Here is a 13179-nt window from a genome sequence, read left to right as displayed (position 1 = left end):
GGGGGCAGATCCCCACGCCGTTTTTTCATGCCGGGGATTGTCCTATCACTGCAACAATCCGTCATCGGCGGACTACTTTTTCGGGGCGCGGTAAAAAAACACAATGGCTCCACTCGCGCAACTTTGCGCAACTGAGACCCCGAAGGAGTCACCATGACCACGATCCTGCAAATCAATTCCGCCGCCCGCTCGCAAGGCGCCCAGTCGACGCTGCTCGTCAACGAGTTGACGGCCAAGCTGCAACAAGCGAATCCGGGCGCGCAAGTCGTCACGCGTAACCTGCAAGCCGATCCGCTGCCGCATCTCGACGACGCCGTGCTTGGCGCGTTCTTCACGCCGGCCGAGCAGCGCTCGCCGGAGCAGCAGGCCATCGCCGCACGCAGCGAAGCGCTGATCGCGGAACTGCAGGCAGCGGACGTCATCGTGATCGGCGCGCCGATGTACAACTTCGGCGTCTCGTCGCAGCTCAAGACGTACTTCGACTGGATCGCGCGCGCGGGCATCACGTTCCGCTACACCGCGAACGGTCCCGAAGGGCTCGTGAACGGCAAGAAGGTGCATGTCGTTTCGGCGCGTGGCGGCAAGTATCAAGGCACGGCGCACGACAGCCAGACGCCGTACCTGAAGTCGTTCCTCGGCTTCCTCGGCATGACCGACGTGAATTTCATCTACGCTGAAGGCCTGAACATGGGCCCGGACGCAGCCAGCGCAGCGCTCGCAGGCGCGCGTGAGGCGATCGCTGCTGCGTAAGGTTCGCGATCGACGGCTGTAAAAGCAAAAACGCCACGAGAGCAATCTCGTGGCGTTTTTCTTTGCGCGGCGCGAAGCTCAAGCGAGCACGAGGCCTTCCTCCGGCAAACGCCAGTCGATCGGCTGGCGGCCGTGCGCTTGCAGATACGCGTTGGCCTGCGCGAAATGCCCGCAGCCGAGAAAGCCGCGATGCGCAGAAAGCGGCGACGGATGCGGTGCTTCCAGCACGCAATGCGCACCCGAGAGCAGCGCGCGCTTGTTCTGCGCGTGCGCGCCCCACAACATGAAGACGAGATGCTCGTGGCGTGCTGCGAGTTCCTGGATCAGCGTGTCGGTGCAGCGCTCCCAGCCGCGCTTCGCGTGGCTCGCGGCGCTGGCGCGCTCGACGGTGAGCACCGTGTTCAGCAGCAGCACGCCCTGGCGCGCCCACGCGTCGAGACAGCCGTGCGCGGGTGCCTGAATGCCGAGGCTCGCGGCAATCTCCTTGAAGATGTTGCGCAGTGAAGGCGGCGGGCGAACCGAGGGCGGCACCGAGAACGCCAGGCCATGCGCCTGCGGCGTGCCCCGATCGTCGCCGTGGTACGGGTCCTGGCCGAGGATCACGACCTTCACGTCGTCGGGCGAGGTGAGGCGCAGCGCGCGGAACACATCGGCGGGATAGACGGTCTTGCCGGCGGCGCGCTCGTCATCGACGAAGCGGCACAACGGCGCGTAGGCGTCGCTCGCGATGAAAGGCGCGAGCAGCTCGCGCCAGGCGGTGGGCAGCGCGCCGAACTGGTCTTCGAGGCGCGTGGTGTCGATTGCGGGCTGCGGCGCGGCGGGTTGGTTGGACATGTCGGATGCGGGCATAACGGCGTGCGTGCGGTCGGGCGCGGGGAATTCGTCGTCGTCGAACAGCGAGAAGATCGTGATCTGACGCGGATCGACTTCGGGCAGCGGCGGCTCGTCGAGCGTGGCTTGCGCCGCGTCGGAAAGAGCGTCGTCGAACAGCGAGGCTTGCACCGGCATCGCGACGCGCGGGCGTTTCGTTGAGGTCATGGGCGGCAAGTGTCGCAGCAATTGCGCGGCGATTCAATCCGGCGCGAGCGCGGCGGGGCGGGCGTTTGCGGCTTCGGCGCTGATGTTGCAACTAACAGCGCCTTCTGCGCACCCGTTGTGCGCCTTTCGCGAGCTTTTCGGGCGCTTTTGCGCGGCGCATGAAGGCCGCGCTGCGCCATCCTCAGCCTTCGCGCAGCTTGTATCCGCGCTGGGCCTTGCTGATGTCGTCGGGCGCGAGGCCCGGCAGCGCCTGCGCAAGCTCTGCCGCAAGCGCGTGCAATGCCGCTTCGTCGCCGGCCTTCAGTTCGAGCTCGATTTCGCAGATCGGCGCCCGGCGCGTTTCGCCGTTCACGTCCGCGATGACTTCGCCCTGATCGATGGCCGCTTCCACCTGCGTGCCGTCGACGTCGAGCGTCCACAGCGTGCGCGTGAAGTCGGTGCGAAAGAGCGGGATCAGGTTCGCGGCGGCATCCGAGAGCGCCGTCGAAACACCGGCCTCATCGCACTCATGCAGCAGCCTGTCGATTTCGAGCGCTTCGCCCGCCACCTGCATTTCCCACTCGTGCCGGGCGTGCAGCCCGTTTTGCGCCACGCCCACGGTCTTGAACGTCTGCAGCCAGCCTTCGGGCGCGCGGCGCAGACGCAGCGCGCTCTTTGCGCGCGCGAGCGCGAGCGCAGGCGTGTCGAAGTAGACGTTTTCGAGCCTGATGGCGCGACCGGGCTTACCGGCGCGCGTCTCGAAGAGACGCAGCGCCGCGTCCACCTGATCGCGCGGCAGCGCGAGCTTGATTTCGCGTTCGATACCCATCGTGCCGTGCAATCAGAAGAACATGCGGGCGAGTTCCGCGCCCGGCTGTTCGGCGCGCATGAACGCTTCGCCCACGAGGAACGTGTGCACGGAGAGCGCACGCATCTTCTCGACATCGGCACGCGAGAGAATGCCCGACTCGGTCACGACGATGCGGTCTTCGGGCACGTCGTCGAGCATGCCGATGGTCGTATCCAGCGTGGTTTCAAACGTGCGCAGATTGCGGTTGTTGATGCCGATGAGCGGCGTCTTCAGCGTGAGCGCGTGCGTGAGTTCCTCGCGGTCGTGCACTTCGACGAGCACCGCGAGACCGAGCGAATGCGCAAGCGCTTCGAGGTCTCGCATCTCGCCAGGCTCGAGTGCGGCGGCGATCAGCAGGATCGCGTCGGCGCCCATCGCGCGTGCTTCGACGATCTGGTACGGATCGACGATGAAGTCCTTGCGCAGCACCGGCAGATTGCACGCGGCGCGCGCGGCTTCGAGGTACGCGGCGCTGCCCTGGAAGAACTGCACGTCGGTGAGCACGGAGAGGCAAGCCGCGCCGCCTTCGGCGTACGAGCGCGCGATCTCTGCGGGCTGGAAGTTTTCGCGCAGCACGCCTTTCGACGGACTAGCCTTCTTGACTTCGGCGATCACGGCAGCCTGGCCGTTATCGTGCTTTGCGCGCAAGGCGCCGACGAAATCGCGCAAGTCACGCGTGCTCGCCTGCAGACGCAATTCTTCGAGCGGGGCGCTCTGCTCGGCGGCGCGCACTTCTTCGCGCTTGACCGCAATGATCTTTTCGAGGATGTCACTCATGATGTTCGGAGGCAAAAAACGGTGCTGGATCAGCGTTTGAACTGTTGCGTGAAGCGTACCAGTTCGTCGACTTTGGCGCGCGCGCGGCCGCTGGCGAGGGTTTCACGCGCAAGCGCGATGCCTTCGGCAATCGAGTTCGCCACGTTCGCCGAGTAGAGCGCCGTGCCCGCATTCAGCGCGACGATCTCGCGGGCGGTGCCCGCTTCGTTCGAGAGCGCGCCGAGCAACATCGTTTTCGATTCGTCGGCGTTTTCGACCTTGAGCGAGCGGTTCGAGACCATCTGCATGCCGAAGTCTTCGGGATGGATCTCGTACTCGCGAATCTGGCCGTCCTTCAATTCACCCACGAGCGTCGCTGCACCGAGCGACACCTCGTCCATGCCGTCCTTGCCGTACACGACGCACACGTGTTTTGCGCCCAGACGCTCCATCACGCGCACCTGAATGCCGACGAGGTCCGGATGAAACACGCCCATTAGCTGATTCGGCGCGCCGGCAGGATTCGTGAGCGGCCCGAGGATGTTGAAGATCGTGCGCACGCCCAGCTCGCGGCGCACGGCGGCGATGTTCTTCATCGCGGGATGATGATTGGGCGCGAACATGAAGCCCATGCCCGTTTCGGCGATCGACGCGGCCACCTGGTCCGGCTGCAGGTCGATGTTCACGCCGAGTGCTTCGAGCACATCCGCGCTGCCCGACTTGCTCGATACGCCGCGGTTGCCATGCTTCGCGACCTTCGCGCCCGCCGCGGCGACGACGAACATCGAAGCCGTGGAGATATTGAAGGTGTGCGAACCATCGCCGCCCGTGCCGACGATGTCGATGAAGTTCGAGTTGTCCTTCACCTCGACGTGATTCGCGAACTCGCGCATCACCGTTGCGGCGGCGGTGATCTCGCCAATGGTTTCCTTCTTCACGCGCAAGCCGGTGATGATGGCGGCCGAAAGCACGGGCGAAAGCTCGCCGCGCATGATGAGGCGCATGAGGTGGAGCATCTCGTCGTGAAAAATCTCGCGATGCTCGATCGTGCGTTGGAGCGCTTCCTGCGGGGTAATCATGGTGTTGGCCTCCGGGTTAGGCGCTCTTGGTTTGCTTCAGGAAGTTCTCGAACAGCGCGTGGCCATGCTCCGAGAGAATCGATTCCGGATGGAACTGCACGCCTTCCACCGCGAGTTCGCGGTGCCGCACGCCCATGATTTCGCCATCGTCGGTCCAGGCCGACACTTCCAGGCAGTCGGGCAGCGACTCGCGCTCGATGGCGAGCGAGTGATAGCGCGTGACGTTGAAATGCTTCGGCAGGTCGGCGAACACGCCTTTGCAGTCGGTTTCGATCTGGCTCACCTTGCCGTGCATGATGGTCTTCGCGCGCACGACACGGCCGCCGAACGCTTCGCCAATGGCCTGATGACCGAGACACACGCCGAGAATCGGCGTCTTGCCCGCGAATTCGCGTAGCACGTCGAGCGTAATGCCCGCGTGCTGCGGGTTGCTTGGTCCCGGCGAGAGGCAGATGCGCGCGGGGTTGAGCTTCGCGATTTCGTCGATGGTGATTTCGTCGTTGCGGTACGTATGGACGTCTTCGCCGAGTTCGCCAAAGTACTGGACGATGTTGTAGGTAAACGAATCGTAGTTGTCGATCATGAGCAACATGGTCTTTTCTCCGCTCAGAAGTCGCTGTCGAGGCCGTCCTGCACCTGCTCGGCGGCGCGCAGCACGGCGCGCGCCTTGTTCTCGGTTTCCTGCCATTCGGACTCGGGCACCGAATCCGCAACCACGCCCGCGGCGGCCTGCACGTACAGATTGCCGTTGTGGATGAGGCCGGTGCGGATCGCGATCGCGAGGTCCATCTCGCCGTTGAACGAGAGATAGCCGACCGCGCCGCCATAGAGGCCGCGCTTCACCGGCTCCAGTTCATCGATCAGTTCCATCGCGCGCACCTTCGGCGCACCCGAGAGCGTGCCGGCCGGGAACGTGGCGCGCAGCACGTCGAAATTGTTCATGCCAGGCTTGAGCTTGCCTTCCACCGAACTCACGATGTGCTGCACGTGCGAGTACTTTTCGATGATCATCTTGTCAGTCACGCTCACCGAGCCGATCTCGGCGATGCGGCCCACGTCGTTACGCGCGAGGTCAATCAGCATGACGTGCTCGGCGATTTCCTTCGGGTCATTGAGCAGTTCGGTCGCGAGTTCGGCGTCGCGCTCGGGCGTGTTGCCGCGCGGACGCGTGCCCGCGAGCGGCCGGATCGTCACGATACGATCCTCGCCGCGCTTTTCCTGGCGCACGAGAATTTCCGGCGACGCGCCCACCACGTGGAATTCGCCGAAGTTGTAGTAGTACATATACGGCGACGGGTTCAGCGAGCGCAGCGCGCGGTAGAGCGAAAGCGGATTGTCGCGATACGGCTTGGTGAGGCGCTGGCCCACTTGAACCTGCATCAGTTCGCCCGCCGCGATGTATTCCTTCGCCTTGCGCACGGCGGCGAGGTAATCGTCCTTCTTGAATTCGCGGAAGGTTTCGGTGCGCACGCTCGCGCTCGTCACTGGCGGCTGCACCGTGGTGCGCAGGCGCTGCTTGAGTTCGCGCAGGCGATGCTTGGCTTTGGTGTACGCCTCTGGCGTTTGCGGATCGGCGTAGACGATCAGATAGAGCTTGCCCGCGAGATTGTCGATGACCGCGACTTCTTCGGTCAGCAGCAACTGGATGTCGGGCAGGCCGAGATCGTCGGTCGGGCAGGTGTCGGCGAGCTTTTTCTCGATGTAGCGCACCGCGTCGTAGCCGAAGTAGCCCGCGAGACCGCCGCAGAAGCGCGGCAAGCCCGGACGCTGCGCGACCTTGAAGCGCGCCTGGTACTTCGCGATGAATTCGAGCGGATCGTCGTGATGCGTTTCGATCACCTGGCCGTCGCGCACGACTTCCGAAACGCCATTGCGCGTACGGATCAGCGAGCGCGCGGGCAGGCCGATGAACGAGTAGCGCCCAAAGCGCTCGCCGCCCACCACGGACTCCAGCAGGAACGAGTTGGCGCCGCCGCGCTCGGGTTGCGCGAGCTTGAGGTACAGCGAGAGCGGCGTTTCGAGATCGGCGAGTGCTTCGGCGATCAGCGGGATGCGGTTGTAGCCCTCGTTGGCGAGAGACTGAAATTCGAGTTCGGTCATGTTCCGATCCTGTTCGTGCTGCCGGTCGCGGCGGTTGCGGGCCCAGTGCGGCTCAAAACGGGGCGCGCGGTGAGCGCGAGGCGTTTGTTTTTGAGTGCTAGATGGCCGCTGGCGCTCGCTCGTGCGGCCCGATCAGCGCTCTGAAGCGCCTGCTGGGCCGGCGTGCAGTGTATCGACGGAAGGTGAGGCGTAGCCGCTCGCGCCTCGCGTACCTCGCCGCGAACGGCGAAACAACACGCAAGGACAACGAAAGCCAACGGCCAGACCAGCCGACGGGTTACCGCAACAGTTTAGAGTCGAGACACGCGCGAGTGCGCAGCGAAGTAAAAAACGGTGCTGAAGACAAACTTCAGCGAACCTCGGATGAGGTTAGCGCGACCAGCGACGCCAGGGCCAGGCTCCCCGGTCGATCGTGCTCAGACTCCGTTTTTTATTCAGAAACATGAGGATAGTTGACGTTCAGTTGAGAACTTAAGTCAGATCATTGTGCGCTGCGACCGCCTTGGCGGCGTCGAGCAGCGAGGCAACTATACCATCCGATTCAATTTTTTGTACAGGTTGGCCGTGGTTGTAGCCGTAAGGCACCGTGAGCGTGGCCATGCCGCCCGCGCGGCCGGCAATCGCATCGTTCTCCGAATCGCCGATCGCCACAGCCGCAGCGGGTTTCACGCCCAGGCGCTGGCACGCCGTGAGCATCGGCAGCGGGTCGGGCTTCTTCTTCGCCAGGCTGTCGCCGCCGATCACCACGTCGAAGTACTGCGCGAGGCCGTATTGCTGCAAAAGCTCAACGGCGAAGCGGTGCGGCTTGTTGGTCACGCACGCGAGCCTGATGCCCTGGTCGCGCAGCGCAGCCAGGCCCGCTTCGACCTCCGGGTACAGATGCGTATGGCGGCCGTTGATCTTCGCGTACTCGTCCTGATAGAGCGCGAGCGCTTCGTCGAAGCGCGCCTCCACGTTGTCGGCCGCAAAGCGCGGCGCGAGCACGCTGCGGATCAGGTGCTCCGAGCCCTTGCCCACGTAGCCCATCACTTCCTCGCGAGTGGTTTCTTCGGCGTCGAACTGCGCGAGCATGCCGTTCAGGCCGGCCGCGAAATCGTCGGCGGTGTCGACCATCGTGCCGTCCAGGTCGATCAGCGCCGCTTCGATGCGCGGCGCGGTGAACTTGATGGGGGCGTTCATTTCGCGTTTGCAGCGCTCGCTACGGTCGCAAGCTGCGCGCGCATCTCGTCGATCACTGCCTTATAGTCAGGCTTGCCGAAGATCGCCGAGCCCGCCACGAAAGTGTCCGCACCAGCCGCCGCGATTTCGGCGATGTTGTCCACCTTCACGCCGCCGTCCACTTCGAGGTGGATTTCGCGGCCCGTGCGCGCCGTATAGGCGTCGATCTTCGCGCGCGCTTCGCGCAGCTTGTTGAGCGCCTCGGGAATGAACGACTGGCCGCCGAAGCCCGGATTCACCGACATGATGAGCACGAGGTCGAGCTTGTCCATCACGTGGTCGAGATAGTTCAGCGGCGTGGCCGGGTTGAACACGAGGCCCGCCTTGCAGCCGTGGTCGCGGATCAGCGAGAGCGTGCGGTCGATATGGTCCGAGCCTTCAGGGTGGAAGCTGATGAGGTTCGCGCCGGCCTTGGCGAAGTCGGGCACGATGCGGTCGACCGGACGCACCATCAGATGCACATCGATGGGCACGTTGACGTGCGGGCGGATCGCCTCGCATACCAGCGGGCCGATGGTGAGGTTCGGCACGTAATGGTTGTCCATTACGTCGAAGTGGATCCAGTCGGCGCCGGCAGCGACGACGTTGCGGACTTCCTCGCCAAGACGCGCGAAGTCGGCGGAAAGAATGCTGGGGGCGATGCGGAATTGCGTCATGGCGGCCATCGGAAAACTGTCGGAAAAAGCGTATTTTACAGTCAGTAGGAGAGCCTTTCGCGGCGGGCGCCACTGGCTGCGCCGGGTTGCGGGTGCCCGTTGCATCAAGCAGAATGCCAAACCATGTGCCGCGCCTCGCGGCGCTCTCGCGAGCGCCTTGCTGCGCGGGCGTCTTAAGTCGACGGACTCAGCAGCCGCACCCGGGCGAATGGAACAAGGATGAGCCAGTACGAATTCAGCGTGACGTCGCAGGTGCGCTACCTGCCGGAAGAATCGGACCCGGAGCGCCGGCAATATGCCTTCGCATACACGCTGACCATCCGCAATACCGGTCAGGTAAGCGCTCAGCTCATCGCGCGCCACTGGGTCATCACCGACAGCGATAATCTCGTGCAGGAAGTGAAGGGGCTCGGCGTGGTTGGCCATCAGCCGCTTCTGAAGCCTGGCGAGCAGTTCGAGTACACGAGCTGGGCCGTGATCGCGACCCCGGTGGGCACCATGCGCGGCGAGTACTTCTGTGTGGCCGAGGACGCCGAGCGTTTCGAGGCGCCAGTGCCCGAGTTCGTGTTGCGCATGCCGCGTACGCTGCATTGAACCGCTGCGAGATTTCGGGGTCTGCTAGTCCTGACGCCGATCGTCGCGCGCGGCTTGTTTCTTCCTGCCCGACGCGGTCCACACAACGATGAAAATCAGCAGGAACAGCGCAAGGAGCGCTTCCAGACCAAACATGAGCATCGGGTATTCGTCGAGCAGTTCTGACATGGCGGCATCCATCGAGAGCCAGTATTGTAGGCGTGATTTTGACGCCGATTCAGGTCTCGATGTCCCGGTGATGCCGGGATTCACAAAGGCGCGATATCGCGCCGGGTCAGCGCTTCGGCGCGGGGGGGCTCGGTTAGGTGGTTGGTTGGGCGCCGTTTCGCTGGCGGCCTTGCTCGCCGCATGCGGCGGCCCGAGCTACGTCCATAACGCCCCGCCCAAGGGGACGCCCACGCTACCCTCGCAACTCGCCGCGCAGCGTCTCACGCCGGTTGCGTGGCAGCAGGTGCCGGGTTGGCAGGACGACTCGCTGATCGGCGTAACCGCGGCGCTGCGCGCGAACTGCACGCGCCTCGCGCGCGATCCTCGCTGGCTGCGTGCGTGTTCCGCCGCTTCGCAACTCGATGACCTGGACGCCTCGAGCGCGCGCGCATTCTTCGAAACGTATTTCACCCCCTATCAGTTCGCCAACACCGACGGCACGCTTGACGGCCTCGTCACCGGCTACTACGAGCCGCTGCTGCATGGCTCGCGCACGCGTCATGGCATCTACCAGACCGCGCTGTATCGCTGGCCGTCCAGCTATCGTCCGGGCGCGGCGATGCCGCCGCGCGCGCAGCTCGAACGCACGGGCGCGCTCAACGGCAACGAGCTCGTGTGGGTGGACGATCCGATCGAAGCGTTCTTCCTGCAGGTGCAGGGCTCGGGGCGCGTCGTGATGGAAGACGGCAGCGTGATGCGCGTGGGCTTTGGCGGCACCAACAACCAGCCATACAAGTCGATCGGGCGCTGGCTGCTCGATCGCGGCGAACTGACGCCCGCGCAGGCGACCATGCAGGGCATCAAGGCGTGGGCGCGCGGGAATCCGACGCGCGTGGACGCGCTCCTCGACACCAATCCGCGCTTCGTGTTTTTCCGCGAGATGACTGGTTCCGAGGGCGACGCGCAGGGCGGGGCGGATGGCCCGATCGGTGCGCTCGGCGTGCCGCTCACGCCGGAACGCTCGATTGCCGTCGATCCTTCTTCGATTCCGCTTGGCACGCCGGTGTTCCTGCAGACCACGCGGCCGCTGACAAACACGCCGCTCAACCGGCTCGTGTTCGCGCAAGATACGGGCACGGCGATCAAGGGCGGAGTGCGGGCCGATTACTTCTGGGGCCTTGGCGACGACGCCGGCGATCTGGCGGGCAAGATGAAGCAGGGCGGCCGGATGTGGCTGCTGTTCCCGAACTCGTGATCGCGCCAGCGCTTGCCGCGCGCACGTAGAGTGAAAAAGCCGGCAACTGCCGGCTTTTTCTTTTGCTACGCGTCGCGAGCCGCGGTTACTTCGGCCGCTTGTCGATCACGCGCCTGGCCTTGCCGACAGAACGCTCGATGCCGTTCACTTCCAGCACGTTCACCTTGCACGTCACGCCGATCAGCGCCTTGATGTCGTACGCGAGCGCCTTGCTAGCCGCGTCGAGTGCGCCGTAATCGGGCGCGGTTTCCGGGCACGGTTCGCAGTTGAGCGCCATCACGTCCATCGGACCTTCCTTCGTGAGGACGATCTGATAGTGCGGCGCGAGCGCCGGCTGCTTGAGCAGCAATTCCTCGATCTGCGTGGGAAACACGTTCACGCCGCGGATGATCAGCATGTCGTCCGAGCGGCCGGTGATCTTTTCCATGCGGCGCATGGTGCGCGCCGTACCCGGCAAAAGACGCGTGAGGTCGCGCGTGCGGTAACGGATGATGGGCAGCGCTTCCTTCGTGAGCGAGGTGAAGACGAGTTCGCCGAATTCGCCGTCAGGCAGCACTTCGCCGGTTTCCGGGTTGATGATCTCGGGGTAGAAGTGATCTTCCCAGATCGTCGGGCCGTCCTTGGTTTCCGCGCATTCCGAGGCAACGCCTGGGCCCATCACTTCTGAAAGACCGTAGATGTCGACCGCCGTGATGCCCATGCGCTCTTCGATTGCTTTGCGCATGTCGTTGGTCCACGGCTCAGCGCCGAAGATGCCGATGCGCAGCGAACAGGTGGCCGGATCGATGCCCTGGCGCTCCATTTCGTCCGCGATCGCGAGCATATAGCTCGGCGTGACCATGATGATGTCGGGACGGAAGTCCTGGATCAGCTGAACCTGCTTCTCGGTCTGACCGCCACCGAACGGAATCACCGTGAGACCTGCACGTTCCGCACCGTAATGTGCGCCAAGGCCACCCGTGAAGAGTCCGTAGCCGTAGCTGATGTGCACCTTGTCGCCGCGCCGCGCGCCCGCTGCGCGCACCGAACGTGCGACCAGGTTCGCCCAGGTGTCGATGTCGCGCGCCGTGTAGGCAACTACGGTTGGCTTGCCCGTCGTACCCGAGGACGCATGGATACGCGAAATCTGCTCTTGCGGCACGGCGAACATGCCGAAGGGATAGTTGTCGCGCAGATCCTTCTTCGTGGTGAACGGGAAGCGCGCGAGATCGGCGAGCGACTGCACCTGGGACGGATGCACGCCTGCTTCATCGAATTTGCGGCGATAGACCGGCGAATTCTCGTAAGCATGGTTCAGCGACCATTTCAGGCGCTCGAGCTGCAGTGCAGCAAGCTCGTCGCGGCTCGCCTTTTCGATGGGTTCGAGCGGCAGCGTGGTACTCATGGGTGTCTCCTGGATCTTAAGAACTTTACTCGTGACGCGTGGGGAATCGAGAAGGGGAAACCCGCTTCACGTTGCGACTGGAATGACATTGCCGCGAATCTGCGCGGACTTGCCTCGGAAAAGCGCGACGGTTTCGCCTGCCCGGTTCGTCACGCGGATGTCGTAGACCCCGTTGCGTCCCGATAGCACCTGTTCGACGGCTTCGGCGGTCAACACCTCCTCGCGCAGGACGGGACGCAGGAACTCGATCGAGCACCCGGCCGCTACGGTGTTGATGTTGTACGAATTGCACGCGAAGGCGAACGCCGAATCCGCGAGCGAGAAAATCATCCCGCCGTGGCAGGTCTGATGGCCGTTTAGGAACTCGGGCCGCACGGCCATGCGCAGGCGCGCATAACCGGCGCGCACTTCGAGGAGCTCCATACCGAGCGCGCGGGTGCAGCCGTCGGATTCGTACATCGCCAGCGCGGCTGCGCGGGCGAGTTCGTCGGGCGACATGCTGTCCTCAGGCAGTTGCGAGACTTGCGTGGACATCTCAGCGGCCCTCGAAATGCGGTGCGCGTTTTTCGATGAAGGCCTGGACGCCTTCTGCGTAGTCGTACGACGCGCCAAGTTCGCGCTGCAGATCGCGTTCGAGATCGAGTTGCTGGTCGAGCGTGTTCGTGGCCGATGCGCGCAGCGCTTCGCGCGTGGCGACGATGGCGCGCGTAGGTTGCTGCGCGAGGCGTGCGGCGAGTGCGCCGGCCGTTTGCGCGAGTTCCGCGTCGTCGATCACTTGCCAGACGAGGCCCCAGCTCTCCGCCTTTTCCGCGCTGAGCTTTTCGCCGCTCATGGCGAGCCCAAGCGCGCGCGCCATGCCCACGCGCTTGGGCAGGAACCACGTGCCGCCGGAATCGGGCACGAGGCCGATCTTCACGAACGCCTGGATGAAGCTGGCGGAGCGTGCGGCGAGCACGAGGTCGCAGGCGAGGGCGAGATTCGCGCCAGCGCCTGCCGCGGTGCCGTTGACGGCAGCGATCACGGGCATCGGCAGCGCTTGCAGGCGCTTGATCAGCGGATTGAAATGCTCGTCGATGAGGTCGCCCAGGTCGGTCATCGCCCCCGGCGTGAAATCGAGATCGGCGAGATCCTGGCCCGCACAGAAGCCGCGGCCCGCGCCCGTCAGCACGAGGGCGCGCGCGCCGGCTGCGACGACTTCGTCGAGCGCTGCGGCAAGCTCGCGGTGCATGGCGCGCGTGAAGCTGTTGAGCTTGTCCGGGCGGTTCAGCGTGATCGTGGCCACGCGGGTGGATGCGTCGATTTCGACGCGGATCGCATCGTAGGGCATCGGTTGTCTCCTGTCGGCGGACTTGGCGCTTTAGCGCGTAGTCCTG

At 64.5% G+C, this 13179-nt stretch carries 15 protein-coding genes; 3 read left to right on the top strand and 12 right to left on the bottom strand.

Annotated features, from left to right (window positions below):
* Positions 1-153: 153 nt before the first annotated feature.
* Entirely contained in the window at positions 154-750 is a 597-nt protein-coding gene (locus tag L0U83_RS12415; protein WP_233882998.1) for an FMN-dependent NADH-azoreductase, read from the top strand.
* Positions 751-828: 78 nt separating this feature from the next.
* Here the strand turns inward: L0U83_RS12415 and L0U83_RS12410 are convergent, their stop codons facing one another.
* From L0U83_RS12410 to rpe, 8 genes are all read right to left on the bottom strand, one after another.
* Positions 829-1788 (bottom strand): uracil-DNA glycosylase, encoded by a 960-nt coding sequence (locus L0U83_RS12410; protein WP_233882996.1) that lies wholly within the window; start codon positions 1786-1788, stop codon positions 829-831.
* 181 nt (positions 1789-1969) lie between these two features.
* On the bottom strand, positions 1970-2596 hold the full coding sequence (locus L0U83_RS12405; protein WP_233882994.1) for a CYTH domain-containing protein: 627 nt from the start codon (positions 2594-2596) through the stop codon (positions 1970-1972).
* A gap of 12 nt (positions 2597-2608) precedes the next feature.
* A complete protein-coding gene (gene trpC / locus L0U83_RS12400; RefSeq protein WP_233882992.1) occupies positions 2609-3394 on the bottom strand; it encodes an indole-3-glycerol phosphate synthase TrpC in 786 nt (261 codons plus the stop codon).
* A 29-nt stretch (positions 3395-3423) separates the two neighbouring features.
* A complete protein-coding gene (gene trpD / locus L0U83_RS12395) occupies positions 3424-4452 on the bottom strand; it encodes an anthranilate phosphoribosyltransferase (RefSeq protein WP_233882990.1) in 1029 nt (342 codons plus the stop codon).
* Positions 4453-4468: 16 nt separating this feature from the next.
* Positions 4469-5044: an aminodeoxychorismate/anthranilate synthase component II gene (locus tag L0U83_RS12390; RefSeq protein WP_069269170.1), complete on the bottom strand. Its 576-nt coding sequence runs from the start codon at positions 5042-5044 to the stop codon at positions 4469-4471.
* A 14-nt stretch (positions 5045-5058) separates the two neighbouring features.
* Positions 5059-6552 carry an anthranilate synthase component I gene (trpE, locus tag L0U83_RS12385; RefSeq protein ID WP_233882988.1) on the bottom strand — a complete coding sequence of 498 codons (1494 nt, stop codon included), beginning with the start codon at positions 6550-6552 and terminating at the stop codon, positions 5059-5061.
* Positions 6553-7023: 471 nt separating this feature from the next.
* A complete protein-coding gene (locus tag L0U83_RS12380; RefSeq protein WP_233882986.1) occupies positions 7024-7731 on the bottom strand; it encodes a phosphoglycolate phosphatase in 708 nt (235 codons plus the stop codon).
* Positions 7728-8426: a ribulose-phosphate 3-epimerase gene (rpe, locus tag L0U83_RS12375; RefSeq protein WP_233882984.1), complete on the bottom strand. Its 699-nt coding sequence runs from the start codon at positions 8424-8426 to the stop codon at positions 7728-7730. The genes L0U83_RS12380 and rpe overlap by 4 nt, the downstream gene beginning before the upstream one ends.
* Before the next feature lie 219 nt (positions 8427-8645).
* On the opposite strand from rpe, the gene apaG reads away from it, so the two are divergent.
* Entirely contained in the window at positions 8646-9020 is a 375-nt protein-coding gene (gene apaG / locus L0U83_RS12370) for a Co2+/Mg2+ efflux facilitator ApaG/CorD (RefSeq protein WP_233882982.1), read from the top strand.
* Between the two features lie 24 nt (positions 9021-9044).
* Here the strand turns inward: apaG and L0U83_RS12365 are convergent, their stop codons facing one another.
* Positions 9045-9188, bottom strand: coding sequence for a hypothetical protein (locus L0U83_RS12365; RefSeq protein ID WP_028208772.1), 144 nt, complete (start codon positions 9186-9188; stop codon positions 9045-9047).
* Between L0U83_RS12365 and mltA the strand changes: the two genes are divergently transcribed.
* Positions 9154-10422, top strand: a complete 1269-nt coding sequence (gene mltA, locus L0U83_RS12360) for a murein transglycosylase A (RefSeq protein ID WP_373321031.1) — start codon at positions 9154-9156, stop codon at positions 10420-10422. The genes L0U83_RS12365 and mltA overlap by 35 nt on opposite strands.
* A gap of 85 nt (positions 10423-10507) precedes the next feature.
* Here mltA and paaK read toward each other — a convergent pair whose 3' ends face one another.
* The 3 genes from paaK to paaG all read right to left on the bottom strand — a co-directional run bounded on the left by paaK (position 10508) and on the right by paaG (position 13133).
* Positions 10508-11806 carry a phenylacetate--CoA ligase PaaK gene (gene paaK, locus L0U83_RS12355; protein ID WP_233882976.1) on the bottom strand — a complete coding sequence of 433 codons (1299 nt, stop codon included), beginning with the start codon at positions 11804-11806 and terminating at the stop codon, positions 10508-10510.
* A gap of 66 nt (positions 11807-11872) precedes the next feature.
* Positions 11873-12340: a hydroxyphenylacetyl-CoA thioesterase PaaI gene (gene paaI / locus L0U83_RS12350; protein ID WP_233882975.1), complete on the bottom strand. Its 468-nt coding sequence runs from the start codon at positions 12338-12340 to the stop codon at positions 11873-11875.
* A gap of 1 nt (position 12341) precedes the next feature.
* Positions 12342-13133 (bottom strand): 2-(1,2-epoxy-1,2-dihydrophenyl)acetyl-CoA isomerase PaaG, encoded by a 792-nt coding sequence (gene paaG / locus L0U83_RS12345; RefSeq protein WP_233882974.1) that lies wholly within the window; start codon positions 13131-13133, stop codon positions 12342-12344.
* Positions 13134-13179 lie beyond the last annotated feature (46 nt).

Source organism: Paraburkholderia flagellata (genome assembly GCF_021390645.1).
GTDB classification, from domain to species: domain Bacteria; phylum Pseudomonadota; class Gammaproteobacteria; order Burkholderiales; family Burkholderiaceae; genus Paraburkholderia; species Paraburkholderia flagellata.
The sequence above is the reverse complement of the archived record's forward strand: the minus strand, read 5'-3'. Positions and strand labels throughout refer to the sequence as shown.

Excerpts from the sequence above, each read along its gene's own strand:
- L0U83_RS12415 (WP_233882998.1), top strand. The coding sequence starts at position 154 with ATGACCACGATCCTGCAAATCAATTCCGCCGCCCGCTCGCAAGGCGCC.
- L0U83_RS12410 (WP_233882996.1), bottom strand. The coding sequence starts at position 1,788 with ATGACCTCAACGAAACGCCCGCGCGTCGCGATGCCGGTGCAAGCCTCG.
- L0U83_RS12405 (WP_233882994.1), bottom strand. The coding sequence starts at position 2,596 with ATGGGTATCGAACGCGAAATCAAGCTCGCGCTGCCGCGCGATCAGGTG.
- trpC (WP_233882992.1), bottom strand. The coding sequence starts at position 3,394 with ATGAGTGACATCCTCGAAAAGATCATTGCGGTCAAGCGCGAAGAAGTG.
- trpD (WP_233882990.1), bottom strand. The coding sequence starts at position 4,452 with ATGATTACCCCGCAGGAAGCGCTCCAACGCACGATCGAGCATCGCGAG.
- L0U83_RS12390 (WP_069269170.1), bottom strand. The coding sequence starts at position 5,044 with ATGTTGCTCATGATCGACAACTACGATTCGTTTACCTACAACATCGTC.
- trpE (WP_233882988.1), bottom strand. The coding sequence starts at position 6,552 with ATGACCGAACTCGAATTTCAGTCTCTCGCCAACGAGGGCTACAACCGC.
- L0U83_RS12380 (WP_233882986.1), bottom strand. The coding sequence starts at position 7,731 with ATGAACGCCCCCATCAAGTTCACCGCGCCGCGCATCGAAGCGGCGCTG.
- rpe (WP_233882984.1), bottom strand. The coding sequence starts at position 8,426 with ATGACGCAATTCCGCATCGCCCCCAGCATTCTTTCCGCCGACTTCGCG.
- apaG (WP_233882982.1), top strand. The coding sequence starts at position 8,646 with ATGAGCCAGTACGAATTCAGCGTGACGTCGCAGGTGCGCTACCTGCCG.
- mltA (WP_373321031.1), top strand. The coding sequence starts at position 9,154 with ATGAGCATCGGGTATTCGTCGAGCAGTTCTGACATGGCGGCATCCATC.
- L0U83_RS12365 (WP_028208772.1), bottom strand. The coding sequence starts at position 9,188 with ATGTCAGAACTGCTCGACGAATACCCGATGCTCATGTTTGGTCTGGAA.
- paaK (WP_233882976.1), bottom strand. The coding sequence starts at position 11,806 with ATGAGTACCACGCTGCCGCTCGAACCCATCGAAAAGGCGAGCCGCGAC.
- paaI (WP_233882975.1), bottom strand. The coding sequence starts at position 12,340 with ATGTCCACGCAAGTCTCGCAACTGCCTGAGGACAGCATGTCGCCCGAC.
- paaG (WP_233882974.1), bottom strand. The coding sequence starts at position 13,133 with ATGCCCTACGATGCGATCCGCGTCGAAATCGACGCATCCACCCGCGTG.